We start from the raw sequence: 25,740 nt of genomic DNA, 5'->3' as shown, positions 1-25,740 counted from the left end.
CTCAGATGTTCACCACGTCGAGGAAGCGAGGGGTGGCATTCTCGTCGATCTTCAGGCTGGTGAAGTCGAACAGGTTGCGGTCGGCCAGCTGCGAGGGCGCCACGTTCTGCATGGCGCGGAAGATGCTCTCGGTACGGCCCGGGTGCTTGCGCTCCCATTCCACCAGCATGTCCTTGACCACCTGGCGCTGCAGGTTTTCCTGCGAGCCGCAGAGGTTGCACGGGATGATCGGGAATTCCTTCATGTCCGAGTAGGCCTGGATGTCCTTCTCGCTGCAGTAGGCCAGCGGGCGGATCACCACGTTGCGGCCATCGTCGGCACGCAGCTTCGGCGGCATGCCCTTGAGCGCGCCATTGAAGAACATGTTGAGGAAGAAGGTTTCGACGATGTCGTCGCGGTGATGCCCCAGGGCCATCTTGGTCGCACCGATTTCATCGGCGAAGGTGTACAGGGTGCCACGGCGCAGGCGCGAGCACAGCGAGCAGGTGGTCTTGCCCTCGGGTACCAGCTCCTTGACCACCGAGTAGGTGTCCTTCTCGACGATGTGGTACTCGACGCCCAGCTCTTTGAGATAGGCCGGCAGCACATGTTCAGGGAAGCCCGGCTGCTTCTGGTCCATGTTCACCGCGACGATCTCGAACTTGATCGGTGCCACCTTCTGCAGGTGCAACAGAACGTCGAGCATGGTGTAGCTGTCCTTGCCGCCGGACAGGCAGACCATGACCTTGTCGCCATCCTCGATCATGTTGTAGTCGGTGATGGCTTCGCCGGCGAGACGACGCAGGCGTTTTTGCAGTTTGTTCTGATTGACCGAGAGGGTGCCCATAGCGCTTGGATCCGCGAGGTGTGACAAAAGCCGGCTATTTTACGCACAAACCACGCTCACCTGTAGGGATTCCGATAAAGACTTCAAGGGAATCAACAACGGCCCTGACAGCGCAATTTGCTCTAAAAAGCGGGGTTTGTGCGGGGATTGGCTTCCTATACTGCGACATAAGGCCACATTACCGTTCTGCTTCGGTGTCCTGGCCTCGGGCCGCTTGCGCTCCATGTGGGGGGCGATTGGCAACATAGAGAGGAGTGACCGGCATGATTCATCACGTTGTGGGGCTGTTTACCCATCCCGACCAGGAATGGCGGGAGATTCGTGGCGAAGAAGAAAGCATCAGCCACATGTACCTGACGCACACGCTCATTTTGGCGGCGATTCCCGCCATTTCGGCCTTTATCGGCACAACCCAGGTGGGCTGGGTGATCGGCGGCCGGCCGGCAGTGATGCTGACCATGGAAAGCGCGATCTGGATGAGCATCATGTCCTACCTGGCGATGCTCGCCGGCGTCGCGGTCATGGGGGCTTTCATCCACTGGATGGCCCGCACCTACGACGCCAACCCGTCCATGGCGCAATGCATCGCCTTTGCCACCTACACCGCTACCCCGCTGTTCCTCGGCGGCCTGGCGGCGCTCTATCCGCACCTGTGGCTGGGCATGCTGGTGGGAACCGCTGCCATTTGCTACACCGTGTACCTGCTGTATGTCGGCTTGCCGACCTTCATGAACATACCGTCAGATGAAGGCTTCCTGTTCTCCAGCTCGGTGCTGGCGGTGGGCCTCGTGGTTCTGGTGGCGATCATGGCTGCAACCGTGATCATCTGGGGTTTGGGCGTGGGGCCCGTGTACACCAACTAGATCAGATCCAGCCAACATAGGGCATCAAGCAAAGGCCGCCGCAAGGCGGCCTTTGTCTGCCTGCTGACCGGTGGCTCGGCAGCTGCGCCATGCTTGCGGCATAATGCCCGGTCAGGAGAACCACCCCGCCATGCCCGAGCTGCTCAAACAACGCGTCGAAACCTGTTACCAGCAAGCCGAAGCCTTCTTCAAACGCCCCTTCCCCCGCCCGGAAGTCAGCTTCAAGCTGCGCGGCCAGAAAGCCGGCGTCGCCCACCTGCACGAGAACCTGCTGCGCTTCAACCTGCAACTGTATCGCGAGAACCAGGACGACTTCCTGCGCCAGACCGTCGCCCATGAAGTGGCGCACCTGGTGGCCCATCAGCTGTTTGGCGAGCGGATCCAGGCCCATGGCGAAGAATGGCAGTTGATCATGCGCGGGGTGTACGAACTCCCCCCGAACCGCTGCCACAACTATGAGGTGCAGCGGCGTGTGGTAACCCGCTATATCTACCGCTGCCCCTGCCCGCAGAGCGATTTCCCGTTTACCGCGCAGCGGCACAAGCTGGTGCGCCAAGGGCGGCGCTACCTGTGCCGGCGCTGCCGGGAAATCCTGGTGTACAGCGGCGAAACGCGCGTCGAATAAATAGCCAGGCACAAGAAAGGCGACCCGAGGGTCGCCTTCTTTTTTACCGCGCCAGGCTCAACGAACCGGGGTTTCTGCAACACCCAGGTCATCGGTAGGCAGGTTCATTTCCAGCGGCGCGCCACCGGAGGCCAGCTCGGAGGCCAGCTTGTCGTCGTCCATCTCCTTCACCCACTTGGCCACGACCACGGTGGCCACGGCGTTGCCGACCAGGTTGGTCAGTGCACGGGCTTCGGACATGAAGCGGTCGATACCGAGGATCAGCGCCAGGCCGGCAACCGGCAGGTGGCCGACGGCCGACAGGGTGGCGGCGAGGACGATGAAGCCCGAACCGGTCACGCCGGCGGCACCCTTGGAAGCCACCAGCAGCACCAGCAGCAGGGTGATCTGGTGGGTGATGTCCATGTGGGTGTCAGTGGCCTGGGCGATGAAGACCGCAGCCATGGTCAGGTAGATCGAGGTACCGTCGAGGTTGAACGAGTAACCGGTCGGGATCACCAGGCCGACGACCGACTTCTTGGCACCCAGGCGCTCCATCTTGGCCAGCATGCGTGGCAGGGCCGACTCCGAGGAGGAAGTACCCAGCACGATCATCAGCTCTTCACGGATGTAGCGGATCAGCTTGAGGACACTGAAGCCGTGGGCACGGCAGATACCGCCCAGCACCACCAGCACGAACAGCAGGCAGGTGATGTAGAAACACGCCATCAGGTAGCCCAGCTGCACCAGCGAACCCACACCGTACTGGCCGATGGTGAAGGCCATGGCGCCGAAGGCACCGAGCGGCGCCAGCTTCATGATCATGTTGATGATGTTGAACATCACGTGGGCGAAGCGATCGATCAGGTCCAGTACCGGCTTGCCGTAGCTGCCCAGGCGGTGCAGGGCGAAGCCGAAGATCACCGAGAACATCAGCACTTGCAGGATGTCGCCGTTGGCGAAGGCACCCACCACAGTGTTCGGGATGATGTTGAGCAGGAAGCCGACAGTGGTCTGCTGCGCGCCGGCGGCGGCGTAGGCAGCCACGCTGCTGGCGTTCAGGGTGCTGACGTCGATGTGCATGCCAGCGCCCGGCTGGACCACGTTGACGACCACGAGGCCGATGATCAGGGCGATGGTGGAGACGATTTCAAAGTACAGCAGCGCGTAGCCGCCAGTCTTGCCGACCGACTTCATGCTCTGCATGCCGGCGATGCCGCTGACCACGGTACAGAAGATGATGGGCGCGATGACCATCTTGATCAGTTTGACGAAACCATCACCCAAGGGCTTAAGGGCGACGCCGGTTTCGGGGTAGAAGTGGCCGAGCAGGATGCCGATGGTGATGGCGACCAACACCTGGACATACAGGGATTTGTACAGCGGCTGACGTGTCGTCATGGCTCATTTTCCTCAAGTGTGCCGGCTTCACCCTTCCCAGGGTGGTTGGGCACCTGAATCGCTAACCCTCCTGCACCTGGAGGGATTTGTCGTTGTGTTCGAGCTGCCTGGGCAGGCCTCTGCCAAGTGAGATAGCAAGGGCGATGCCAAAATGCCCATCTTGGGTGCAGAGGCAATGTTTACGGGGTGTAAATGCCCAACGACGGGGCGAATTTTCTGAGGAGGGGTGGCGGATTTCCGCCCGGTGGCGGGAAATGTACAAGGGTTATGGCGGGAATCCGCCCTGCCTGGTCTTTGCCAACACCGGACCTTTCGCGGGCAAGCCCGCTGCCACAGGGGCGCCACAGATGCTGAATCTTGTGTGGCGCCCATGGGAGCGGGCTTGCCCGCGAAACGGCCGGTGCAGGTTACAGGTCAGTCAAGGTGGAAGGTGATGCGGAACGCCGCGCCACCCAACGGAGAATCCCCCAGGGTCAGCTCGGCGTCGTAGCTGTCGACGATGTCCTTGACCACCGCCAGCCCAATCCCCTGCCCTGGGTGCTGCCGGTCCAGTCGCTCGCCGCGCTCCAGAATCCGCTCACGCTGGTCAGCCGGCACTCCCGGCCCGTCATCTTCGACACACAGCGTCAGCACCCCAGGTTCTTCCTGCAATACAACCCGCACCTGCCCGAGGCTCAGGCGGTAGGCGTTCTCCAGCAGATTGCCCAACAATTCCAGCAAGGCGCCCCGCTCCATCGGCACGCGCGACTGTTCAGGCACCTGCAGATCGACATCAACCTGCTTGTCGCGGTAGACCTTGGCCAAAGTACTGCACAGGCTTTGCAGCACCGGCAGCAACGGCACGCTATGGCGCACCAAGCCACTTTTGCGCATGCTGGCGCGCTGCAACTGGTAATCGATTTGCTGGCTCATGCGCTCGATCTGGCTTTGCAGTACCCGCGATTGCTCACGCTCGCCGTCACGTTGCTGCATGCTCTCGCCAACACCCTGCAACACGGCCAGCGGTGTCTTCAAGCTGTGCGCAAGGTCGCCCAGCGAATCCCGGTAGCGCGCGCGTTGCTCGCGCTCACTGCGTAACAGCCGGTTCAGCGAGCGGGTGAGGCGCAGCAGTTCTCGCGGGTGCTCGCCACTGAGGCCATCACGGGCACCAGACTCCACCTCATCCAGCTCGACGCTCAACCGTCGCAACGAGCGCAGCCCCCACGTCAGGCCAGCCCAAAGCAGCGCCAGCAGGGCCAGCAGGGCAGCGCCAAAACCCAGGTAGAGCTTTTCGCGCAGCCCACTGAGCGTTGCCTTGTACTCACTCACCGGCTGCAGCGCCACAATACTGAAGGCTGCGCTCTGGCCGCCGAGCAGCTTGATCTCGACGTCATAGACGAAGAACTCTTCGCCATCGCCTTGGTGGATACGGGCGAATTCATTGCCGCGCCCGTCGTAGCGCGGGCGGTAATTGATGTGCCGGTCGGCGGTGGCGCGCGAGTGCCAGACCAGGTTGCCGTCGCGGTCGAAGATGTAACCCAGCAGGCCGGTGTACGGCAGGTTGTAGCGCTCGTCCGGAAGCAGGTCGGGCATCTGCAGTTGGCCATGCTCGATGCGCGCGGCGGATATCAGCGTGGTCACATCCGAGGCCAGGCGCTGCTCGATCGACTCCTGCAGGGCCAGGCTGAAGGCCTTCTGCAAGGCCGGCAGCAGCGCCAGCATGAACAGCAGCGCCAGCACGGCCGCCGCGAGCATCAGGCGTACCCGCAGCGAGCGGATCATCGGCAGCGCTCGGTGAACAGATAACCCAGGCCGCGCACCGTGTCGATCGGTTTGAAACCGCTCTCGCCCTCGAGCTTGCGGCGCAGGCGGCCGACCAGCACTTCGATGACATTGGGGTCACGCTCCTCGTCGCCGGGGTAGAGCTGCTCCATCAGGCGGTCCTTGGCCACCACCTGCTGGTGATGACGCATGAGGTATTCGAGGATGCGGTACTCGTAGGCGGTCAGCGCCAGCGGGTGCTCGTCCAGGGTCGCCTGCTTGCGGTTGAGGTCAAGGACCAGGGGGCCAGCGGCGATGGTCGACTGAGTGAAACCACTGGAGCGGCGCAGCAAGGCGTTCAGGCGCGCCTCGAGTTCCTCGAACTGGAACGGCTTGACCAGATAGTCGTCAGCACCGGTGGCCAAACCTTCGACCTTGTCCTGCCAGTTGCCGCGGGCGGTGAGAATGAGGATGGGGAACGACTTGCCCTGGCTGCGCAGGCGGCCGATCAGTTCAAGGCCGCTGACCCCAGGCAGGCCAAGGTCGACGATGGCCAGGTCGAAATGGAAGTGTTCGGACTGGTACAGGGCTTCTTCGGCATCGGCCACGGCTTCGACCACATGGCCGCTTTCGCCCAGGCGTGTGTAGAGGTGGTGCCGCAGCAGGGCTTCGTCCTCGACCACCAGCAGTTTCATTCAAGGCTCCTCTTGATGTGTTGCCTGTACAGGCCTTTTCGCGGCGGTTCGACGCCTCGATAAACCCGCTTCCACAGGGATCGCACAGTCTTCGAAACGTGTGCAGTCCCTGTGGGAGCGGGTCCACCCGTGAAAAGGCCGTTACAGGATAACCCGGCTCGCCGGTCAGAACTTGTAAGTTGCTGCCAGATAGGTTTGTGCACTGCTGGTCAGGCGCAAGGTGCCTTCTTTCGGCCCACCGCTGGCGCCTACCTCGGTCGCGGCATTGGTGCGCAGATAGCGGTAACCCAGCTCCATCGAAGCATTGTCGGTGATTTCTTGAATCACACCGGCCTGCAGGCCCACTGCATAACCGTAGTCGGTATCACGGCTGGCCCCTGGCGAATCCTGGGTCAGCTTGGTCATGCCCAGGCTGCCACCGCCGAACAGCTTGGTGGTATCGCCCACCGGCAGGAACAGATCATAGCTGCCCAGCAGGTTCTCCTGGCGCAGCTTGAGGCCGCTGTGGTCGCCCGAGACATTGTCGTAGGTCATGTAGTAGCGGCCCTGGTCGTTGATCCGGCCCAGACGCACACCCCAAGTGTCATCCTTGCCGATGATGCCGTCGGCGTTGAGGTGGCCAGTGTTGCTCTGCAGCAAGCCGGACTTGCGCACCTTGTCGCTGGTCTGGCCGTAGGTCAGGCTGGCGAAGTTTTCCTCCGCTGCCTGGGCGGAGGTCATGCCAGCGGCGCAGACGGCCATGGCGGCGAGCAAGGAATTGAAGGTTTTCATGGCGCGGTACTCCAGTTAAAGGCACTGTTGCGGTCTGGAAGCTAGAGTAAGCAGGGTGCCCTGAACCGCGGCTGAACCCTGACTGAACCGCGGCTGAACGATTTGTCGGCAAAACAAGGAGTAGTGAACATGCGCGCCCTGCTGGCCCTTACCCTGATGTGCAGCGCCGCTCTCGCCCAGGCGGCAGTACAGACCCGCGAGATCCGATACCAAGATGCCGACGGCACCGCGCTGATCGGCTATTACGCCTACGATGACGCCGTGAAGGGCGAGCGCCCTGGCGTGCTGGTGGTGCATGAGTGGTGGGGGCTGAACGCCTATGCCAAACGCCGTGCCCGCGACCTCGCCGCGCTGGGCTACAGCGCGCTGGCCATCGACATGTATGGCGAAGGCAAGCACACCGAGCATCCGCAGGACGCCCAGGCATTCATGGCCGAGGCGAGCAAGGATCCGGAGGCATCGGCCAAGCGCTTCGACGCCGGACTGGACCTGTTGAAGAAACAGCCCTACACCAACAGGCACAAGCTTGGCGCGGTGGGTTACTGCTTCGGCGGCAAGGTGGTGCTCGATGCCGCACGGCGCGGTGCCAGGCTTGATGGCGTGGTGAGCTTCCATGGCGCGCTGGCCACCCAGACACCGGTCACCCAGCCAGGCGTTGTGCGGGCCCACTTGCTGGTCGAACACGGTGAGGCCGACAGCATGGTCACCCCGCAGCAGGTGGACGCATTCAAGAAAGAAATGGACGCAGCCAAGGTCGACTACCAGTTCGTCAGTATCCCCGGAGCCAAGCATGGGTTCACCAACCCGGATGCGGACCGGCTGAGCCATGGCGAACATGGCGGGCCGGATATTGGCTACAACGAGGCCGCGGACAAGAGCTCCTGGGCGGACATGCAGGCGTTCTTCAAGCAAGTGTTCAAGTAAAGGTCGCCGGGGCCGCTTTATGGCCCCCATCTCCCATACAGGACTCACGGCTGGCACAATAGCCACCATGAACAGCCTCCCCGCCTGCTGCGCCACGCTCCAGCACCACTGGCCCCTGCCCCGCTCGCTGCCCGGTGCGGTGCTTGTCAGTTGTGCCTTCGACCCCGCCCATCTGGCCGCCGATGACTTCCAGCGCGCTGGCATCGTGCCCAGCGCCAGCCTGCAGCGCTCGGTGGCCAAGCGCCAGGCGGAATACCTGGCCGGGCGAGTCTGCGCCCGTGCTGCGCTGCAGCGCCTGGATGGTCGCGACTACGTCCCCGGCACCCATGAAGATCGCTCTCCGATCTGGCCCGCCGGCATCCATGGCTCGATCACTCACGGCAAAGGCTGGGCCGCCGCCGTGGTGGCCGCCGATGGCGAATGCCGCGGCCTGGGACTGGACCAGGAAGCGCTACTGGATGACGAACGCGCCGAACGCTTGATGGGTGAAATCCTGACACCAGGCGAGCTCGGCCGGCTGGACCGCAGCCAGCTGGGTCTTACGGTCACCCTGACCTTCTCGCTGAAGGAAAGCCTGTTCAAGACTCTCTACCCAGTGACCCGCAAGCGCTTCTATTTCGAGCATGCCGAGTTGCTGGAATGGTCCAGCGATGGCCTGGCACGGCTGCGCCTGCTCACCGACCTGTCGCCCGAGTGGCGACACGGCGCCGAGGTCGAAGGCCAGTTCTGCCTGCAAGACGGCCACCTGCTCAGCCTGATAAGCATCTGAGCCCTACTGCGGCGCCTGCTCGCGCGGCCAGTTGAGGCTGAAGCAGGCCCCACCCAGCGCCTCGCTGCGCCCCACGGTGGCGCGGCCAGCGTGCCAGTAGATGATCCGCCGCACGATCGACAGGCCCAGGCCATGCCCACCGGAAGCGCGGGTGCGGCTGTCGTCGAGCCGGGTGAAGGGGGTGAAGATGCGATCCCAGACACCTTCAGGGATACCCGGGCCATCGTCCTCCACATCGATACGGCAACGCTGCTGGCCCAGCTGATAGCTCAGGCGCACTTCACTCCCGGCATGGCGCAGGGCATTGCTGACCAGGTTCTGCAGCGCACGGTGCAGGTAACGCGGTTCGGCCTCGACCCAGCAACCGTCGTTGCCCTGGCACACCCCGCGCACCAGGCGGACCTTGCTGTTGAGTGGCGCCAGCTCTTCGATCACCCGGTCGAACAAGGCATCCAGCTCGACACGCTGGAACTTCAATGCCGGGGCTCCCTGCTCCAGGCGAGCGTAGGTCAGCATCTCGTCGACCAGCTTGTCCAGGTCCTGGATATCGCCATCCATGCCGGCCAGGTGCTTGGCGCGGGCCTGCTCGGTGGTCGCGCTTTCGATCATCTCCAGGCCAAAGCGCAGGCGTGCCACGGGGGTGCGCAGTTCGTGGGACACCGCGCGCACCAGTTCGCGCTGCATGCTCAGCGAGCGCTGCAGGTGCTCGGCCATGCCATTGAACGCAGCGGCCAGGCGCCCCACCGAATCGGCATCACCGGCCGGCACACGCGTGTCCAGGCTGCCCTGGGCGATGCGTGTGGCGGCGATTGCCATGCCCGACACGCGCCGCTCCAGCTGACGCACCAGCAAGTACACTACCAGGCCGATCAGGCACAGGCCGAGGAAGGCAATCAGGATCAGCAACTGCGGCGGATAGGGGTTGAGCTGATACAGCGGGCCGATCTCCAGCACCAGGGGCGAGCCTGGCAGGCCGGCGAACACGCGGATCGAATCACCGTCGCGGCCCAGCGCCATTACCGTGTCGCCCTCCTCCACCCGGCGCCGCTGGTCATCGTCCAGGCCGACCCGCTCGATACGCTGCAGGGCGACGCCGAAGCCGAAGCCCTTGCTCTGGGTTATTTCTGCCAGGCGCTGCTGTTGCTCGGTCACCGGGTAGCGCACCAGCTCATCGGCCAGCAGATAAAGCGTGGCACGCGCCAGTTGCTCGCTGACCTGCTTGACCTGAGCCACCAGCAACAGGTCTTCCTGACCAACCTTGCGCAGCACCTGGGCGGCGTGCGGCCCGGTCTTCTCCACCACCACCAACCCTCGGTACAGGCGCGCGCGCTGCCCCCCCTCCAGCGAGCGGGCCGACATCGGCTGCAACGTCAGCGGCACGCCCAGCAAGCGCTCCCACATCAGCAGCGAGCGCTTGCGCTCTGTGTCGTTCTGCTGCGCCAGGTTGTCGGCCATCAGGCTGAACGTGCCCTGGGCCAGGCGCTCGCGGTGCTGGGCTGCGCGCACCTCGTTGACCAGGTGCAAGCTGAGCACGCCGAGCAATGCCACCAGCACCAGCACGGCCAGCATGCCGCCGTAGATGCGCAGGAAGATCGAGTGGTTCATGGAGCATCGCCGACGAACAGGTAGCCCTTGCTGCGCAGTGTCTTGATCAGCCGCGGGTGGATCGGGTCATCGCCAATCTTGGGGCGAATCCTGGAAATGCGCACGTCGATGGAGCGGTCCTGGCCGTCGTAGCCGACCCCGCGCAATGCGGTGAATATCTGCTCGCGCGACAGCACCCGCCCGGCGTTGCTGGCCAGCAGCCAGAGCAGGTCGAATTCAGCACCGGTGAGGTCGATCTGCTGCGCGTCGAGCCAGGCTTCGCGCAGGCGGTTGTCGATGCGCAGCGGGCCGAAGGCCAGGTCGTGGCGCTTGTTGTCCGGGCTTTCGCTGCGCCGCAGCAGCGCCTGAATCCGCGCCAGCAGCAAACGCGGGCGCACCGGCTTGCACACATAGTCGTCGGCGCCCAGGTCCAGGCCCTGAACCTGATCAAGTTCGTCGCTTCGGGCAGTCAGCATCAGAATCGGGCCGGGGTACTGACCACGCACGCGTCGGCAGATGCTCAGGCCATCTTCGCCGGGCAGCATCAGGTCGAGAATCACCAGGTCCGGCTGACTGTCGACGATACGGCGGGCAGCGCGTGCGCCATCGCCCTCCACGGCGACTTCATAGCCGTTGGCCTGCAGGTATTCGGCGGTGAGCTCGGCCAGGCGCTGGTCGTCTTCGACGATGAGGATGCGGTTGCTGGGTTGGTCCATGGCCCCTGCCTTTGAATTGTTGTTTTTCTGTCGGTACCGGCCTTTAACCAAAAGGCAACATCAGCTTCGGATACTACGTGCCGCTCCCGGCACTGCCAACCTGCCCGGCGGCAGCCTCGACTGAACCGTTTTTTGTGGTAGGGTTCGCGCCCGAAAAATTCTGCCTGGGGGGCAGCGACCAAGAGAAAAATAGTGCACACCACTTGGCACTAGGCCTACAGCGATTACCCACTATTCACTCACAAAGTACGCACAAGTTATCCACAGGCGGTCGCCTTGCAAAGACCCCTGTACCGCATTATCTTGTATCCCCAGCACAGCAAACCACTAGATGTTGGGTTTCAGTCACCAACGCCAAGCATGAGTCAGCAGAGAAATTCAAGCGATTTTTCTGGCAGAACTCGTTGTGGTTTCATCGATCCAACCGCTCCTAGCGGATACTGAACAGCCTGCTTTGGCTCACCCCAGAGCATTTGACTTCGGCCAGGGAGCGGCAAGGTTCTTGCCCCCATTTCCTGATCTGTCCCGAAGTCGGTACGCCCGAGCGGGCGGATGCGCGTGCATGCCGCATCCCCGCAAGGGCCATCGAGCAAGTGGACGGAACGGTGGGCGCCCAAAAGGCGCCTGAACACTATAGAAACTGTGGAGACACCCACCCATGCAAACCGACACAACTCGCGAGAACCCGCAGGCCAAGGCGCCGCAGGCCGCCGATTCCAACCAGGATCTGGCCGCCACCGCTCCGGGCCAACTGCGCGTGATCAAGCGCAACGGCACTGTCGTCCCCTACACCGACGACAAGATCACCGTGGCCATCACCAAGGCGTTCCTCGCAGTTGAAGGCGGCACCGCCGCTGCCTCGTCGCGCATCCACGACACCGTCGCGCGCCTGACCGAGCAGGTCACCGCCACGTTCAAGCGTCGCATGCCATCGGGTGGCACCATCCACATCGAAGAAATCCAGGACCAGGTCGAACTGGCCCTGATGCGTGCCGGCGAGCAGAAAGTCGCCCGTGACTACGTGATCTACCGCGACCAGCGCGCCAAGGAGCGCGCAACCCGCAGCAACGCAGACAGCGTGGTCGAGCCGCACCCGAGCATCCGCATCACCTTGGCCGACGGCAGCCTGGCGCCGCTGGACATGGCGCGCCTGAACACCATCATCAGCGAAGCTTGCGAAGGCCTGGCCGAAGTCGATGGCGACCTGATCCAGCGCGAAACCCTGAAGAACCTGTACGACGGCGTGGCCATCAAGGACGTCAACACCGCCCTGGTAATGACCGCCCGTACCCTGGTCGAGCGTGAGCCGAACTACTCGTTCGTCACCGCCCGCCTGCTGATGGACACCCTGCGCGCCGAAGGCCTGGGCTTCCTCGAAGTGGCCGACAGCGCCACCCACCACGAGATGGCCGACCTGTACGCCAAGGCCCTGCCGGCCTACATCGCCAAAGGTGTCGAGTTCGAACTGCTCAACCCTGCACTGGCCGACTTCGACCTGGAAAAACTGGGCAAGGCGATCAACCACGAGCGCGACCAGCAGTTCACCTACCTGGGCCTGCAAACCCTGTACGACCGTTACTTCATCCACAAGGATGGCGTGCGCTTCGAGCTGCCGCAGGTGTTCTTCATGCGTGTGGCCATGGGCCTGGCGCTGGAAGAAAAAGACAAAGAAGCCCGTGCGATCGAGTTCTACAACCTGCTCTCGTCGTTCGACTACATGGCTTCGACCCCAACCCTGTTCAACGCCGGTACCCTGCGCCCGCAGCTGTCGAGCTGCTACCTGACCACCGTGCCGGACGACCTGTCGGGCATCTACCACGCGATCCACGACAACGCCATGCTGTCGAAATTCGCCGGTGGCCTGGGCAACGACTGGACCCCTGTGCGCGCACTGGGCTCCTACATCAAGGGCACCAACGGCAAATCCCAGGGCGTCGTGCCGTTCCTGAAAGTAGTCAACGACACCGCCGTTGCCGTTAACCAGGGTGGCAAGCGCAAAGGCGCCGTGTGTGCCTACCTGGAAACCTGGCACCTGGACATCGAAGAATTCATCGAGCTGCGCAAGAACACCGGTGATGACCGTCGTCGTACCCACGACATGAACACCGCCAACTGGATCCCTGACCTGTTCATGAAGCGCGTCTTCGATGACGGCAAGTGGACCCTGTTCTCGCCATCGGAAGTGCCTGATCTGCACGACCTGACCGGCAAGGCCTTCGAAGAGCGTTACGAGTACTACGAAGCCCTGACCGAGTACAACAAGATCAAGGTGTTCAAGACCATCCAGGCCAAAGACCTGTGGCGCAAGATGCTGTCGATGCTGTTCGAGACCGGCCACCCATGGCTGACCTTCAAGGACCCGTGCAACCTGCGTTCGCCGCAGCAGCACGTGGGCGTGGTCCACAGCTCGAACCTGTGCACCGAGATCACCTTGAACACCAACAAGGACGAGATCGCGGTCTGCAACCTGGGCTCGATCAACCTGCCGAACCACATTGTCGACGGCAAGCTGGACACCGCCAAGCTGCAACGCACCGTGAACACCGCCGTGCGCATGCTCGACAACGTGATCGACATCAACTACTACTCGGTGCCGCAAGCGCGTAACTCGAACTTCAAGCACCGCCCTGTCGGCCTCGGCATCATGGGCTTCCAGGACGCGCTGTACCTGCAGCACATCCCGTACGGCTCCGACGCTGCCGTCGAGTTCGCCGACAAGTCGATGGAAGCGGTCAGCTACTACGCGATCCAGGCATCCTGCGACCTGGCCGACGAGCGTGGCGCCTACGAGACCTTCCAGGGTTCGCTGTGGTCCAAGGGCATCCTGCCGCTGGATTCGCAACAGATCCTGATCGAAGCCCGTGGCCAGAAGTACATCGACGTCAACCTGGAAGAGTCGCTGGACTGGGCGCCGGTCCGTGCCCGCGTGCAGAAAGGCATCCGTAACTCGAACATCATGGCCATCGCGCCAACCGCGACCATCGCCAACATCACTGGCGTGTCGCAGTCGATCGAGCCGACCTACCAGAACCTGTACGTGAAATCGAACCTGTCGGGCGAATTCACCGTGATCAACCCGTACCTGGTCCGCGACCTGAAGGCCCGCGGCCTGTGGGACTCGGTCATGATCAACGACCTGAAGTACTACGACGGTTCGGTGCAGCAGATCGAGCGTATCCCGCAAGAGCTGAAAGACCTGTACGCCACCGCGTTCGAAGTCGAGACCAAGTGGATCGTCGATGCAGCCTCCCGTCGCCAGAAGTGGATCGACCAGGCTCAGTCGCTGAACCTGTACATTGCCGGCGCTTCGGGCAAGAAGCTGGACGTGACCTACCGCATGGCCTGGTACCGTGGTCTGAAAACCACCTACTACCTCCGTGCCCTGGCCGCGACCAGCACCGAGAAGTCGACCATCAACACCGGCAAGCTCAACGCCGTTTCCAGCGGCGGCGACAGCGCCCCGGTCCAGGCAGCCGGCCCTGCGCCAGTGCCGAAGGCCTGCGCGATCGACGAGCCTGACTGCGAAGCCTGCCAGTAAGGCCTGATGCCGCAGAAGGGGTGCCTCCGGGCGTCTCTTTTGCGGCATTTTTGTATCTGCGTCATTGAGAAGTCCTGCCCTTTGCCCACCGCTCACGCGGCTCGGTAAAAAGACAGGACCTCTCAGAAAGGATGCAAACCCATGGCGCGAAAAAAAGTGGCAACTCGCAAGATTGGTCGCAATGCAGAAACCGGCCGCTTCACCTCGGTCGAAGAAGCCCGCAACCACCCCAAGACCCATGTGGTCGAGACGCTGCGCAAGCAGTGCAGCTAGCCCACTGAAAATACGGTCATTGTAGGAGCGGCCTTGTGTCGCGAAAGGGCTGCGCAGCGGCCCCGAGATCTCGGCACTAGCGCGAGATTGCTGGGGCCGCTATGCGGCCCTTTCGCGACACAAGGCCGCTCCTACAAACGTTTCACAGACCCAGCATCTTGTGCCTGCAAAATAAAAACACACAACATGTAGTGCACTGCACTATTTGCCGCTAAACTCCCTCCCCGTAAAAGACGACACGAGATTCCTTGAACGGACGCGCACAGAACCGGTCGAAAAATTACCCTCGCCCGCAAGACACGCGCCCCGATCGAAAGCGAATTCCGGTATACTTCGCCCCCTCTGAAAAGGGCACCCATTCATGTCCCTGGCCCCTCCCCCGAGGCCTGGCCAGGCACGAGTCAGATGTAACGAGAGTCAGCCTCTCGAGCTGTCCATTCGCCGTAACGGCCTTGCGTCAGGCATCACATTCTTAAAATCCAACCGGTTACCCCAAGGGGCAACCCTCAAGCAGGAGCCAATCACCATGCTGAGCTGGGACGAATTCGACAAGGAAGACGGCGAAGTAGCCGCCAAAGGCAACACCCCTGCGCAGGCCACTGCCGCCGCCACCCTCGACAAGCTCGACAGCGCCGGTGGTGCCGCCGCCCTGGAAGCCCGTGCTGCCACCGCCGCCGACTCCGACGCGGTGAAACGCGCCAAGGCCGCCCTCGACGCCCTCGACATTGCCGAAGGCCTGGCCGAGCTGGAAGGCTCCTCGGCCCGCGTCGCCGTTGACGAAAAACGCATGATCAACTGCCGCGCCGACCTCAACCAGCTGGTACCGTTCAAGTACGACTGGGCCTGGCAGAAGTACCTCGACGGCTGCGCCAACCACTGGATGCCGCAAGAGGTCAACATGACCGCCGACATCGCCCTGTGGAAGAGCATGGACGGCCTGACCGAGGACGAGCGCCGCATCGTCATGCGCAACCTCGGCTTCTTCTCCACCGCCGATTCGCTGGTAGCCAACAACCTGGCCCTGGCCGTGTACCGCCTGATCACCAACCCGGAGTGCCGCCAGTACATCCTGCGCCAGGCCTTCGAAGAGGCGATCCACACCCACGCCTACCAGTACTGCATCGAGTCGCTGGGCATGGATGAAGGCGAGATCTTCAACATGTACCACGAGATCCCGTCGGTCGCCAAGAAAGCCGCCTGGGGCCTGAAGTACACCCGCGCCATCTCCGACCCGGAATTCAACACCGGTACCGTCGAGACCGACAAAGAGCTGCTGCGCAACCTGATCGCCTACTACTGCGTGCTGGAAGGCATCTTCTTCTACTGCGGCTTCACCCAGATCCTGTCCATGGGCCGTCGCAACAAGATGACCGGCGTTGCCGAGCAGTTCCAGTACATCCTGCGTGATGAGTCGATGCACCTGAACTTCGGCATCGACGTGATCAACCAGATCAAGATCGAGAACCCGCACCTGTGGGACGCGGCGATGAAAGAAGAAGCGACCCAGATGATCCTGCAAGGGACCCAGCTGGAGATCGAATACGCCCGCGACACCATGCCACGCGGCGTACTGGGCATGAACGCAGCGATGATGGAGGACTACCTCAAGTTCATCGCCAACCGTCGCCTGACCCAGATTGGCCTGAAGGAAGAGTACCCAGGGACTACCAACCCGTTCCCATGGATGAGCGAGATCATGGACTTGAAGAAAGAGAAGAACTTCTTCGAGACTCGCGTGATCGAGTATCAGACTGGCGGTGCGCTGAGCTGGGACTGATCGTCCGGGCTGATCATCGAGAAGGCTGCCAAAGGGCAGCCTTTTTTATGCCTGCACGAATTGAAAACAGGACCTTTCCTACAGTTTCCGAGATTGCCTGATGTTGGGCGTCGGGATAACGTTTTCTGGCGCTTAAGAACGCTCACATAGCGGAATACCGTTCCCGTCAGAAACGGCTCTCCCTCATCAGGATGGCCAAGCATGGACAGTCTCTATACCCCTACCCTCTTCACCCGCCACAACCGCCCACTCCACACCCTCTGGCTCGAATCCCAAGCCTGGTTCTGCGCCCACGAACTCGGCCGGCTGAGCGCTCGCTTCTTTGACGAACACTGCATCCGCAAGCTCGACCCGGACCAATACCGGAACGTGCAGCTTCTGCGCTATGGGCAGTACCAAAAGACCACGATGATCAGCGAGTCCGGGGCCTATACCTTACTGGCGCATCACCATGTTCCGGAGAACCGCCATCTGCGCTGGTGGCTGACCCATGAGGTGGTGGCGGTGCTGCGTGATGGGCAGGTGGACGGAGATGCAGAAACGCCGCGGCTGGGGCGGATGTGCTGGCCTGGCGGGCGGACGGCGACGTTTTTGTATTGGCAGAGTGAGCCTTGGGTGAGGATGCGGGATATGCCGGTGGTGATGGCGGCTGAAGGTGATGGAATGTCGCCGCTGGTGAAACGCCGGATGAACTGGCGGGAGTGTGCTCAGCGAGCGCTCAGACTACACGAGGTCTAGCCGGGCTACGCAGGTGCTCCAGAAGCGGGCCTGCCCCGCGAAGCAAACGACGCGGGGCTTGGCACCGGCGAAGCCGGTGCCAAGCGCAGTGTTACCTGCTTGGTAGCAATTCGACGTCTCGACAGGCCCGCTTCGGTAGGTGCTGCGCGCTGATCAAAGGATCGCGCCAGCCGTCACGTTTCGAAACTGAACACTGCTCGAAAGTGCCTCGAAGCCGCATGAAAATGGCTTCGAACTCAAAGCGCTTGATTCTGCTGGCCTGCCGTGCCTCGGACAGATGCTTACCAAGGAGGCAGGTTTGACCGGTCAGCAGTATTTCCCAACACTGGTAATAGCCAATGAGCGCATCGATCTCTCGCACCTCGCTCCATTCACCCTTGTCGTCGACAGCCGGCTGGCAAAGCGCAAGCTGCGAGTGCATGTGACCTTCTCCAACCATTGCTTCAGCAGGGGCTACGAATGCGGAGCAGATGATCAAACGATCATAGAAATGGGCTCGTCTCGACCTCGAATGTTCTGCCCCATCCGCTATCGGCTTTCCCGACAGCTACCGCAGCTGATCAAAGCGCTGAACCATCCGCAAGCCAAGGTCTGGGAAACTTCAGCAGAACGCAACTGGTGCTACTCGATCACCATAGATGCGCCGGAAGGTCCCTATCATGTCTTCTTCGAGGTACGTCGTGCGTCGAAGGAGCGGCGGCAATGGCAGGATCTGCACCTGGTGGTGGAAAGCGCCTATCACCAGGATGACAAGCCCGGCCCAAACCTGAAAGGCTCGATGGGATTCATCCTGCTTTGCGGCAAGGTCTATCTTGGCCAACCGGTTGCAACCAAACGCTGACAAGTCAAACAATGAAAAACAAAAAAGGCGCCATAGGCGCCTTCTTCGCATGCAGTAAAGCAGATCCGGACACCGCTTCGGCTCTCGCCTCGGTTCGCCTTGCGCGAACACCCTCTCGGGCCAGGGAACGCTCAATCTCATCCGGTCAGTCGTTCCGCAGTTGCAGAGCTATGTTCCATGATTCGTGGATCAGGATCAAGCGACATTGGTCGTCCAAAACGTTTCCGCCCGTTGCATTGGATGGCGGAGCATTTCTGATGAAGCAGGGCACTCCAGTACCTAGAGGTCTTCCAGCTGAACCCGGATGCGCTGCGGGGAGGCTAGTCGATCTGCCACAGTCGCAATGAGGTCCTGTTTTGGAACAGCATGATCGACAGGCAGGGAAGCTTTACAGGACGTCGGTATCGCCTGAGGCGCCTGGCGCATACGCTTGGTTTTAGACATATCAGGACTTCCAGCTTCTGCAAGAGGCTTTGAGGGCAGCTCGATTGGAGCTGTCCTCAATAAAAAACAAGAGACCTCGCCCACGCCGACAGGAAGGGTACGGCACACTCAGTTGCCATGTGCCGGGACTGGACTTGCCAGTCTACGTGGTCGTGGGCGAGGCCGTTGATGAGTATAAAAACGCTTCTCGAAGAATGCCAATCAGGCTGATCTGTTCTTCAGCGGGCTACTAGCTCCACATGATCGATCGCAGAGGGCGCTTTGCGCCCTTTTCGCGACACAAGGCCGCTCCTACACGGTCACCTGTGCCTGTTGGGCTTCGAGCAGGTTGTGCAACGTATTCAGGAACAGGTCGAAGCTGATGATGCCGGTGGCCACGGTCGACAGCACGGTCTGCCCGTTTTCGTCCTTGATCACCACCAATTCGGTCCACTGGCTGAGATCAACGTTGCGCAGGCTGCTGAGCGCGACTTTGCGGCCGCCGACATCAAGGGCCTCGCGAGTAATGGTCAGGGGTTTGGTGGTGACATTGAAAAAGTCGCCGCTCATGCGCTTGCCCCACACCTGCGACGTTTCGAGGTAGTTGAACTGCACTGCACCGCCGTTCTCCAGAGTGGCAATCACCGCCGGCAGGCGTTCGTTGAGGTACTGCTCACGCACCTGCTCAAGGAACACGTACAGCTTTTGCAGGTGTGGGTTGACCCGGCGGAAGGGCTCGCTGGCGTTGCGGCGGTAGGCGAGGTTGTTGATCAGGCCGGCAATGGCGGTCTGGCCCGAGGCGAACAGGTAGAAGTCGCCCATCTCGCTGAACGGCACATAGTCGCGCTGGTTGCCGATGACCTGGCAGATGCCTTTCTCGTACACCTCGTAACGCGCAATGCGCAGTTTCTTTTGCCACAGGGCCAGGGCGAACATCACTGCACCGAGCACTGCCAACAAGGCGATGGTGGAGTAGAAAAGGTTCTTCGGGCCGTTGAAATTCAGGGAGCTGTCAACACTCAGGTAGCCGACGAAGGCGGCCAGGCCGAGGAAAATACTGCCCAGAATGAGCATGCTGATGATCAGCGCCTTGCCGTAGCCATAGCTGCCGAGCAGCTTGCCGGTGGACGCAGGTGGGGTAGGTTGCATGGTGGAGCCTCCTTGCTTGGGGAAATGAAACGTCAATGTCTCTGCTGGCCATGAGACATGACCTGTTGCAGTTTGTTCAGAAACGGTCGCGAACGACGCAAAAGGGCCGCAAAGCGGCCCTCTCGGATTTCACTGAAAGCGCTGAGATTGTCGGGGCTGCTGTGCAGCCCATTCGCGACACAAGGCCGCTCCTACAAAAAACGCGTTACTCCGGCAAGGCGAACGCCATCACATAGTCGCCTTGCTTGGTGCCCAGCGAACCATGCCCGCCGGCCATCACCAGCACATACTGGCGCCCGTCCTTGCCGGTGTAGGTCATCGGCGTGGTCTGCGCCCCTGCTGGCAGGCGCCCTTCCCAGAGCACCTTGCCGTCACGCACGTCATAGGCTCGCAGGTATTGGTCGAGGGTGCCGCTGAGGAACGCCAGGCCGCTGGCGGTGGTGAAGGTCCCACCCAGGCTCGGCACACCCATTGTCAGCGGGATCGGCACGGGCGAGCTGTCACGCACGGTGCCGTTCTTGTGCTTCCAGATCACCTTGTGGGTAGTCAGGTCCACGGCCGCCACGTAACCCCACGACGGCGCCTGGCACGGCAGCCCAAGCGGCGACAGGAAGGCGCCCATGATCACGCCATACGGCGCCCCCTTGTTCGGCTGGATGCCTTCGGTCTCGCTTTTGCGCGCAGGCTGGCTGGCAATTTTCGCAGCCGGAATCAGTTGCGACTTGAAGGCCATGTAGCTGGGGTTGACGAAGGCGATCTGGCGCACCGGGTCGACCGAAATACCGCCCCAGTCGAACACGCCGAAGTTGCCCGGGTACACAAGCGAGCCCTGCAGCGACGGCGGCGTGAAGATGCCGTCATAACGCATGGAGCGGAAGTCGATGCGGCACAGCAGCTGGTCGAATGGCGTCACGCCCCACATGTCGCGCTCATGCAGGGTCGGCGGCATGAAATTGAGCTCGGACATCGGCTGGGTCGGCGAGGTGTGGTCACCCTCCACCGCGCCCTGGGGAACCGGCGTTTCGCGGATCGGCACCAGCGGCTGACCATTGCTGCGGTCAAGCACGTAAATGCTGCCCTGCTTGGTCGAGGCCATGACCGCGGGCTTCATTCCATCGGCGGTCTTGATGTCGATCAGGCTCGGCTGGCCGCCGACGTCCATGTCCCACAGGTCGTGGTGGGTGAACTGGTAGTTCCAGCGCACCTTGCCGCTGGCGATATCCAGGGCCACCAAGCCGGCACTGAATTTCTCGGCTTCCGGTGTGCGGTTGCCACCCCACTGGTCGGGCATCTGGTTGCCCATGGGCAGGTACAGCAGGCCGAGCTTTTCATCGGCACTGATCACTGACCACACGTTCGGCGAGTTGCGGGTGTAGAACTGGCCGTCGGCGATCGGCGCGGTGGCGTCAGGCTTGCCGCTGTCCCAGTTCCAGACCAGCTTGCCGGTGATTGCGTCGTAGGCGCGGACCACCCCTGACGGCTCGTCGGTGGATACGTTGTCGGTGACGTGCCCGCCGAGGATCACCAGGCCCCCGGCCACAGTGGGTGGCGAGGTGGAGTAGTAGCCACCGGGGGCGAAGGTGCCAATGTTACGGGTCAGGTCGACTTGGCCATTGTCGCCGAAGCCTTCGCACTGCTTGCCGGTATCGGCATCCAGGGCAATCAGACGGGTATCGGCGGTGGGTACGTAAACACGCTTGGCACAGGCTTGCCCTTCAGCGGGGCTCGCTTGCGACCTGGCCGTATCGAAGTAGGCCACGCCGCGGCAGGTCATGTGCGCCCAGCCCTTGAAGTTGGCAGCGCTCTGGGTGCTGAGCTTGGGGTCGAAGCGCCAGATTTCCTTGCCGGTATCCGGGTCAAGGGCGATCACCTGGCTGTGTGGGGTACAGACGTATAATTTTCCGTTGACCTTGAGCGGGGTGTTTTCTGCAGTGGTCTCACCTGGGTCGTTAGGGCCGGGAATGTCGCCGGTGCGATAGGTCCAGGCCAGCTTCAGCTTGCCGACGTTCTCGGGGGTGATCTGCTTGAGTGGCGAATAACGGTCGCCGAATTCGGTGCGGCCGTAGGACTGCCAGTCACCGTCTGGCATTTGCGGCGCGCTACTGGCAGTACCCGCCGTGTCGCGATCCAGGTGGCCGACAATGGTACCGGGGTTGGTGAACTGGCTGGCCAGGGCCATCAGCCCCGCCGCTACCACGCCCACACTCAGCACGCCGGTACCCAACGGGTATGGCTGGCCAAGGGTCAGCGGTTTGCGCAGCCAAGGCAACAGCAAGATCAGGCCGAGGACGAACCAGAGGGCCAGGCGTGGCACCAGTTGCCACCAGTCCAGGCCCACCTCCATCAGTGACCACAGCGTGCTCAGCAGCAGCACGATACCGTACACGCTCAGCGCTTCACGTCGCCCGGCCAGCAGCAGGCCAGCGGTTATCAGCAAACCGACGCCAGCCAACAGGTAATACAGCGAACCGCCCAGGGTCGCCAGTTTGATGCCGCCGGCCAAGAGGGCCAGGCCCATCAACAGCATGACCACGCCCAGCAGCCTGGGCAGCAGGTGTGAGGTTTGTGAAGCACCGGTAGTGCTCATCAGCAAATTCTCCGTTTCCATTGAACTGAATCGATTAGCTCGTTAGATAACGAATAATAGTATTACGAGATGATTCTGCGACTGGATTGGCGCGGCATTGCCAGAAAGCATCAATCCGCCCTGCGTCATAGTATGACTTTTAATTCATCCAAGTCCTTGAGTTAGAGCCATCGCCAGTACTTATTCACTTGACGACGCGAATTTATTGCGTTTTCCAGCGTTGACAGGTGTATTTCCGCTTGATAAAAAACGCCGCAGTTGTACGACAACACATAACAAAAACAACATAGCGGACCCATCCCATGTCGAAAATCTGCCAGACAACCCTCCCCTTTGCGCTGCTTGGCGCCAGCCTGCTCGGCGGCATGCCGGGCATCAGCCTCGCCCAGGGTTTCGTCGAAGACAGCAAGGCCGTGCTGGGCCTGCGCAATTTCTACATCAACCGTAATTTCACCAACCCCAGCAATCCGCAGAGCAAGGCTGAAGAGTGGACCCAGAGCTTCATTCTCGATGCCCGCTCCGGCTTCACCGAGGGGCCGGTGGGGTTTGGCGCGGATGTGCTGGGGCTGTGGTCGCTGAAGCTCGATGGCGGTGGCGGCACCTATGGCACGGCGCTGCTGCCACGCCATGACGACGGGCGGCCGGCGGATGACTATGGCCGCCTGGCGGTGGCGGGCAAGGCGCGTATCTCCAAGACCGAGCTGAAGATCGGCGAATGGATGCCGGTGCTGCCGATCCTGCGCTCGGACGATGGCCGCTCGCTGCCACAGACCTTCCGCGGTGGCCAGGTGACTTCCAACGAAATTGCCGGGCTGACCCTGTATGGCGGCCAGTTCCGTGGCAACAGCCCGCGCAACGATGCAAGCATGGAAGACATGAGCTACGGCGGCGGCCTGTCGGACCGTTTCAACTTTGTCGGTGGCGAGTACAAGTTCAACCAGGACCGGACCTTGGTCGGGCTGTGGAACGCGGTACTCAAGGATGTCTACGAACAGCAGTACCTGCAACTGAGCCACAGCCAGCCGCTGGGCGACTGGACCCTCGGCGCCAACCTGGGCTATTTCCACGGTGGCGAGGACGGCTCGGAGCGCGCCGGCAAGCTGGACAACAAGACCTACTCAGGGATGTTCTCGGCCAAGTATGGCGGCAACACCTTCTGGGTCGGGCTGCAGAAAGTCGACGGCGATACCTGGATGCGGGTCAACGGCACCAGCGGCGGGACCTTGGCCAACGACAGCTACAACTCCAGCTTCGACAATGCCAACGAGCGCTCGTGGCAGGTGCGGCATGACTTCAACTTCGTGACGCTCGGGGTGCCGGGGCTGACCTTGATGAACCGCTATATCAGCGGCCGCGATGTGCACTCCGGGGCGGTAACCGATGGCAAGGAGTGGGTGCGCGAGTCGGAGCTGGCCTATGTGATCCAGAGCGGGCCGTTCAAGGATTTGAGCGTGAAATGGCGCAACTCGACCATTCGCCGGGACTACAGCAACAACGAGTTCGATGAGAACCGGCTGATCTTCAACTATCCGCTGTCGCTGCTGTAAGCCGGCCTTTGTGGGAGCGGCCTTGTGTCGCGAAAGGGCTGCGCAGCAGCCCCAGAAATTGCAGCACATGCGCGAATGCTGGGGCCGCGCTGCGGCCCTTTCGCGACACAAGGCCGATCCTACAAGGCCATGGAAACGTGCAGAAGCAGCATTGACAACCCCGGAAAGCACTGCCGATAATCAGCATAGTCATACGACAACTTACAACAATCACAAGTAGAGCTGCCATGACCACCACCCCCTTCAAGCGCCTGCTGCTCACCGGAGCCGCAGGCGGCCTGGGCAAGGTTCTTCGTCAACGCCTCACCGGCTGTGCCGAGGTCCTGCGCCTTTCCGACATCGCTCCGATGGCCCCTGCCACCGGCCCCCATGAAGAAGTCATGCCCTGCGACCTCGCCGACAAGGCTGCGGTCCATGCACTGGTCGAAGGCGTCGACGCCATCGTCCACTTCGGCGGCGTGTCCACCGAGCATTCGTTCGAGGACATCCTCGGCCCCAACATCTGCGGCGTGTTCCACATCTACGAAGCCGCGCGCAAGCACGGGGTCAAGCGCATCATCTTCGCCAGCTCCAACCATGTGATCGGCTTCTACCGCCAGGACCAGCCGATCGACGCCCATGCCCTGCGCCGGCCAGACAGCTACTACGGCCTGTCCAAGTGCTATGGCGAGGATGTCGCGAGCTTCTACTTCGACCGCTACGGCATCGAGACCGTCAGCATTCGCATCGGCTCCTCGTTCGATGAACCGCAGAACCCGCGCATGCTCAGCACCTGGCTGAGCTACGACGACCTGACCCAACTGATCGAACGTGGCCTGTTCACCCCCGACGTCGGCCACACCGTGGTCTACGGCGCTTCCGACAACCGTACCGTGTGGTGGGACAACCGCTACGCCGCACACCTGGGCTACCAGCCCAAAGACAGCTCCGAAGTGTTCCGCGCATCGGTAGAGGCCAGGCCCGCGCCCGCTGCCGACGACCCGAGCATGGTCTACCAGGGCGGTGCCTTTGTCGCTGCCGGCCCATTCAGCTGAACCCACGCACTGCCAGGAGGCTCCAGCATGCACTGCGAACTGATTGTCGACGCCCGCAACGGCACCGGCGAAAGCCCCGTGTGGCACCCTACCGAGCAGGCGCTGTACTGGGTCGACATCCCGGCCCGCCAGCTGCACCGCTGGCGAGACGGCGCCCATCAGGTCTGGCAGGGTGACGAGATGCTCGCCTGCATCGCCCGCACCGAGCAGGGTTGGGTCGCCGGTATGGAAAGCGGCATATTTCAGCTGCAGTCCCACGCTGACGGCAGCCTCCACAGCCGCCTGTTCAGCCCGGTCGAGCATGCCCAACCGGGCATGCGCTTCAATGATGGGCGCTGTGATCGCCAGGGCCGATTCTGGGCCGGCAGCATGCTCATGGACATGCAGCAAGGCGCCCACGTTGGCGCGTTGTACCGGGTCGATGGCGAGGGCCGGCTGCACCAGCAGCTCAAAGACATGATCGTACCCAACGGCCTGGCCTTCAGCCCTGATGGCACACGCATGTACCTCTCCGACTCGCACCCCAACGTGCAGAAGATCTGGACTTTCGATTACGACATCGACAGCGGCACACCACACAACCAGCGGCTGTTCGTCGACATGCGCGCCTTCCCCGGGCGCCCCGACGGCGCCGCCATCGATACCGACGGTTGCTACTGGATCTGCGGCAACGACGCCGGGCAGATCCACCGTTTTACCCCCGACGGGCGCCTCGATCGCTCGCTCAGCGTGCCGGTGAAGAAGCCGGCGATGTGCGCCTTTGGCGGCGCCAACCTCGACACCTTGTTCGTCACCTCGATCCGCCCTGCCGGCGGCGACCTCAGCGACCAGCCCCTGGCCGGTGGCGTGTTCGCCCTGCGCCCAGGCGTGCAAGGCCTGGAGGAACCTGCCTGGCGCGGCTGAACGCGGCCTGCACAACACCGCAGCACCCAACACTCAC

The 25,740-nt window shown here is 62.1% G+C and carries 21 protein-coding genes; 12 read left to right on the top strand and 9 right to left on the bottom strand.

The window, feature by feature from the left end; all coding sequences use genetic code 11:
• Position 1 precedes the first annotated feature (1 nt).
• The gene (ttcA, locus tag BUQ73_RS04600) at positions 2–826 is read right to left on the bottom strand and encodes a tRNA 2-thiocytidine(32) synthetase TtcA (protein WP_027918067.1); all 825 of its coding nucleotides are present in this window, start codon (positions 824–826) and stop codon (positions 2–4) included.
• 263 nt (positions 827–1,089) lie between these two features.
• Here ttcA and BUQ73_RS04595 point away from each other — a divergent pair, with 263 nt between their 5' ends.
• Positions 1,090–1,689 carry a Yip1 family protein gene (locus tag BUQ73_RS04595; RefSeq protein WP_027918066.1) on the top strand — a complete coding sequence of 200 codons (600 nt, stop codon included), beginning with the start codon at positions 1,090–1,092 and terminating at the stop codon, positions 1,687–1,689.
• 130 nt (positions 1,690–1,819) lie between these two features.
• A complete protein-coding gene (locus BUQ73_RS04590) occupies positions 1,820–2,314 on the top strand; it encodes a SprT family zinc-dependent metalloprotease (protein WP_079226857.1) in 495 nt (164 codons plus the stop codon).
• A gap of 57 nt (positions 2,315–2,371) precedes the next feature.
• On the opposite strand, the gene BUQ73_RS04585 is transcribed toward BUQ73_RS04590, so the two are convergent.
• The 4 genes from BUQ73_RS04585 to BUQ73_RS04570 all read right to left on the bottom strand — a co-directional run bounded on the left by BUQ73_RS04585 (position 2,372) and on the right by BUQ73_RS04570 (position 6,900).
• A complete protein-coding gene (locus BUQ73_RS04585; RefSeq protein WP_027918064.1) occupies positions 2,372–3,694 on the bottom strand; it encodes a dicarboxylate/amino acid:cation symporter in 1,323 nt (440 codons plus the stop codon).
• A 414-nt stretch (positions 3,695–4,108) separates the two neighbouring features.
• Positions 4,109–5,455 (bottom strand): ATP-binding protein, encoded by a 1,347-nt coding sequence (locus tag BUQ73_RS04580; protein ID WP_079226856.1) that lies wholly within the window; start codon positions 5,453–5,455, stop codon positions 4,109–4,111.
• On the bottom strand, positions 5,452–6,129 hold the full coding sequence (locus BUQ73_RS04575; RefSeq protein WP_079226855.1) for a response regulator: 678 nt from the start codon (positions 6,127–6,129) through the stop codon (positions 5,452–5,454). Before BUQ73_RS04575 ends, BUQ73_RS04580 begins: the two co-directional genes overlap by 4 nt.
• A 165-nt stretch (positions 6,130–6,294) precedes the next feature.
• Positions 6,295–6,900: an outer membrane beta-barrel protein gene (locus tag BUQ73_RS04570; protein ID WP_079226854.1), complete on the bottom strand. Its 606-nt coding sequence runs from the start codon at positions 6,898–6,900 to the stop codon at positions 6,295–6,297.
• A gap of 129 nt (positions 6,901–7,029) precedes the next feature.
• On the opposite strand from BUQ73_RS04570, the gene BUQ73_RS04565 reads away from it, so the two are divergent.
• Both BUQ73_RS04565 and BUQ73_RS04560 read left to right on the top strand, forming a co-directional pair.
• Positions 7,030–7,824 (top strand): dienelactone hydrolase family protein, encoded by a 795-nt coding sequence (locus tag BUQ73_RS04565; RefSeq protein WP_079226853.1) that lies wholly within the window; start codon positions 7,030–7,032, stop codon positions 7,822–7,824.
• A 67-nt stretch (positions 7,825–7,891) separates the two neighbouring features.
• Entirely contained in the window at positions 7,892–8,593 is a 702-nt protein-coding gene (locus BUQ73_RS04560; protein ID WP_079226852.1) for a 4'-phosphopantetheinyl transferase family protein, read from the top strand.
• 3 nt (positions 8,594–8,596) lie between these two features.
• Here the strand turns inward: BUQ73_RS04560 and BUQ73_RS04555 are convergent, their stop codons facing one another.
• Together BUQ73_RS04555 and BUQ73_RS04550 are read right to left on the bottom strand one after the other, a co-directional pair.
• Complete coding sequence (locus tag BUQ73_RS04555) at positions 8,597–10,198, bottom strand: ATP-binding protein (RefSeq protein WP_079226851.1); 1,602 nt, start codon at positions 10,196–10,198, stop codon at positions 8,597–8,599.
• On the bottom strand, positions 10,195–10,893 hold the full coding sequence (locus BUQ73_RS04550; protein ID WP_079226850.1) for a response regulator transcription factor: 699 nt from the start codon (positions 10,891–10,893) through the stop codon (positions 10,195–10,197). Before BUQ73_RS04550 ends, BUQ73_RS04555 begins: the two co-directional genes overlap by 4 nt.
• Positions 10,894–11,551: 658 nt before the next feature.
• Here BUQ73_RS04550 and BUQ73_RS04545 point away from each other — a divergent pair.
• From BUQ73_RS04545 to BUQ73_RS04530, 5 genes are all read left to right on the top strand, one after another.
• Entirely contained in the window at positions 11,552–14,431 is a 2,880-nt protein-coding gene (locus BUQ73_RS04545; protein ID WP_027918056.1) for a ribonucleoside-diphosphate reductase subunit alpha, read from the top strand.
• A gap of 141 nt (positions 14,432–14,572) precedes the next feature.
• Positions 14,573–14,704: a hypothetical protein gene (locus BUQ73_RS28820; protein WP_265349609.1), complete on the top strand. Its 132-nt coding sequence runs from the start codon at positions 14,573–14,575 to the stop codon at positions 14,702–14,704.
• A 526-nt stretch (positions 14,705–15,230) separates the two neighbouring features.
• Positions 15,231–16,481: a ribonucleotide-diphosphate reductase subunit beta gene (locus tag BUQ73_RS04540; RefSeq protein ID WP_027918055.1), complete on the top strand. Its 1,251-nt coding sequence runs from the start codon at positions 15,231–15,233 to the stop codon at positions 16,479–16,481.
• A 201-nt stretch (positions 16,482–16,682) separates the two neighbouring features.
• Positions 16,683–17,219, top strand: a complete 537-nt coding sequence (locus tag BUQ73_RS04535) for a Bro-N domain-containing protein (protein ID WP_079226849.1) — start codon at positions 16,683–16,685, stop codon at positions 17,217–17,219.
• A 298-nt stretch (positions 17,220–17,517) separates the two neighbouring features.
• Entirely contained in the window at positions 17,518–18,060 is a 543-nt protein-coding gene (locus BUQ73_RS04530) for a hypothetical protein (RefSeq protein ID WP_192858685.1), read from the top strand.
• Between the two features lie 735 nt (positions 18,061–18,795).
• Here BUQ73_RS04530 and BUQ73_RS04525 read toward each other — a convergent pair.
• Both BUQ73_RS04525 and BUQ73_RS04515 read right to left on the bottom strand, forming a co-directional pair.
• A complete protein-coding gene (locus tag BUQ73_RS04525) occupies positions 18,796–19,632 on the bottom strand; it encodes a hypothetical protein (protein WP_079226847.1) in 837 nt (278 codons plus the stop codon).
• Between the two features lie 205 nt (positions 19,633–19,837).
• Positions 19,838–22,219, bottom strand: coding sequence for a glucose/quinate/shikimate family membrane-bound PQQ-dependent dehydrogenase (locus tag BUQ73_RS04515; protein ID WP_079226845.1), 2,382 nt, complete (start codon positions 22,217–22,219; stop codon positions 19,838–19,840).
• 302 nt (positions 22,220–22,521) lie between these two features.
• On the opposite strand from BUQ73_RS04515, the gene BUQ73_RS04510 reads away from it, so the two are divergent.
• The 3 genes from BUQ73_RS04510 to BUQ73_RS04500 all read left to right on the top strand — a co-directional run bounded on the left by BUQ73_RS04510 (position 22,522) and on the right by BUQ73_RS04500 (position 25,703).
• Positions 22,522–23,766, top strand: coding sequence for an OprD family porin (locus BUQ73_RS04510; protein WP_079226844.1), 1,245 nt, complete (start codon positions 22,522–22,524; stop codon positions 23,764–23,766).
• Between the two features lie 227 nt (positions 23,767–23,993).
• Positions 23,994–24,800, top strand: a complete 807-nt coding sequence (locus BUQ73_RS04505; protein WP_079226843.1) for an NAD-dependent epimerase/dehydratase family protein — start codon at positions 23,994–23,996, stop codon at positions 24,798–24,800.
• 27 nt (positions 24,801–24,827) lie between these two features.
• Positions 24,828–25,703, top strand: coding sequence for a glucurono-1,5-lactonase (locus tag BUQ73_RS04500; protein WP_079226842.1), 876 nt, complete (start codon positions 24,828–24,830; stop codon positions 25,701–25,703).
• Positions 25,704–25,740 lie beyond the last annotated feature (37 nt).

Origin of the sequence: Pseudomonas putida (assembly GCF_002025705.1) — a bacterium.
In the GTDB taxonomy this organism is placed as follows: domain Bacteria; phylum Pseudomonadota; class Gammaproteobacteria; order Pseudomonadales; family Pseudomonadaceae; genus Aquipseudomonas; species Aquipseudomonas putida_J.
Note: the sequence above shows the minus strand (reverse complement) of the source record. Positions and strands in the feature narration are given on the sequence as shown.

What these genes read in the sequence shown, in the direction of transcription:
- ttcA (WP_027918067.1), bottom strand. Translation starts at nt 826, where the DNA reads ATGGGCACCCTCTCGGTCAATCAGAACAAACTGCAAAAACGCCTGCGT.
- BUQ73_RS04595 (WP_027918066.1), top strand. Translation starts at nt 1,090, where the DNA reads ATGATTCATCACGTTGTGGGGCTGTTTACCCATCCCGACCAGGAATGG.
- BUQ73_RS04590 (WP_079226857.1), top strand. Translation starts at nt 1,820, where the DNA reads ATGCCCGAGCTGCTCAAACAACGCGTCGAAACCTGTTACCAGCAAGCC.
- BUQ73_RS04585 (WP_027918064.1), bottom strand. Translation starts at nt 3,694, where the DNA reads ATGACGACACGTCAGCCGCTGTACAAATCCCTGTATGTCCAGGTGTTG.
- BUQ73_RS04580 (WP_079226856.1), bottom strand. Translation starts at nt 5,455, where the DNA reads ATGATCCGCTCGCTGCGGGTACGCCTGATGCTCGCGGCGGCCGTGCTG.
- BUQ73_RS04575 (WP_079226855.1), bottom strand. Translation starts at nt 6,129, where the DNA reads ATGAAACTGCTGGTGGTCGAGGACGAAGCCCTGCTGCGGCACCACCTC.
- BUQ73_RS04570 (WP_079226854.1), bottom strand. Translation starts at nt 6,900, where the DNA reads ATGAAAACCTTCAATTCCTTGCTCGCCGCCATGGCCGTCTGCGCCGCT.
- BUQ73_RS04565 (WP_079226853.1), top strand. Translation starts at nt 7,030, where the DNA reads ATGCGCGCCCTGCTGGCCCTTACCCTGATGTGCAGCGCCGCTCTCGCC.
- BUQ73_RS04560 (WP_079226852.1), top strand. Translation starts at nt 7,892, where the DNA reads ATGAACAGCCTCCCCGCCTGCTGCGCCACGCTCCAGCACCACTGGCCC.
- BUQ73_RS04555 (WP_079226851.1), bottom strand. Translation starts at nt 10,198, where the DNA reads ATGAACCACTCGATCTTCCTGCGCATCTACGGCGGCATGCTGGCCGTG.
- BUQ73_RS04550 (WP_079226850.1), bottom strand. Translation starts at nt 10,893, where the DNA reads ATGGACCAACCCAGCAACCGCATCCTCATCGTCGAAGACGACCAGCGC.
- BUQ73_RS04545 (WP_027918056.1), top strand. Translation starts at nt 11,552, where the DNA reads ATGCAAACCGACACAACTCGCGAGAACCCGCAGGCCAAGGCGCCGCAG.
- BUQ73_RS28820 (WP_265349609.1), top strand. Translation starts at nt 14,573, where the DNA reads ATGGCGCGAAAAAAAGTGGCAACTCGCAAGATTGGTCGCAATGCAGAA.
- BUQ73_RS04540 (WP_027918055.1), top strand. Translation starts at nt 15,231, where the DNA reads ATGCTGAGCTGGGACGAATTCGACAAGGAAGACGGCGAAGTAGCCGCC.
- BUQ73_RS04535 (WP_079226849.1), top strand. Translation starts at nt 16,683, where the DNA reads ATGGACAGTCTCTATACCCCTACCCTCTTCACCCGCCACAACCGCCCA.
- BUQ73_RS04525 (WP_079226847.1), bottom strand. Translation starts at nt 19,632, where the DNA reads ATGCAACCTACCCCACCTGCGTCCACCGGCAAGCTGCTCGGCAGCTAT.
- BUQ73_RS04515 (WP_079226845.1), bottom strand. Translation starts at nt 22,219, where the DNA reads ATGAGCACTACCGGTGCTTCACAAACCTCACACCTGCTGCCCAGGCTG.
- BUQ73_RS04510 (WP_079226844.1), top strand. Translation starts at nt 22,522, where the DNA reads ATGTCGAAAATCTGCCAGACAACCCTCCCCTTTGCGCTGCTTGGCGCC.
- BUQ73_RS04505 (WP_079226843.1), top strand. Translation starts at nt 23,994, where the DNA reads ATGACCACCACCCCCTTCAAGCGCCTGCTGCTCACCGGAGCCGCAGGC.
- BUQ73_RS04500 (WP_079226842.1), top strand. Translation starts at nt 24,828, where the DNA reads ATGCACTGCGAACTGATTGTCGACGCCCGCAACGGCACCGGCGAAAGC.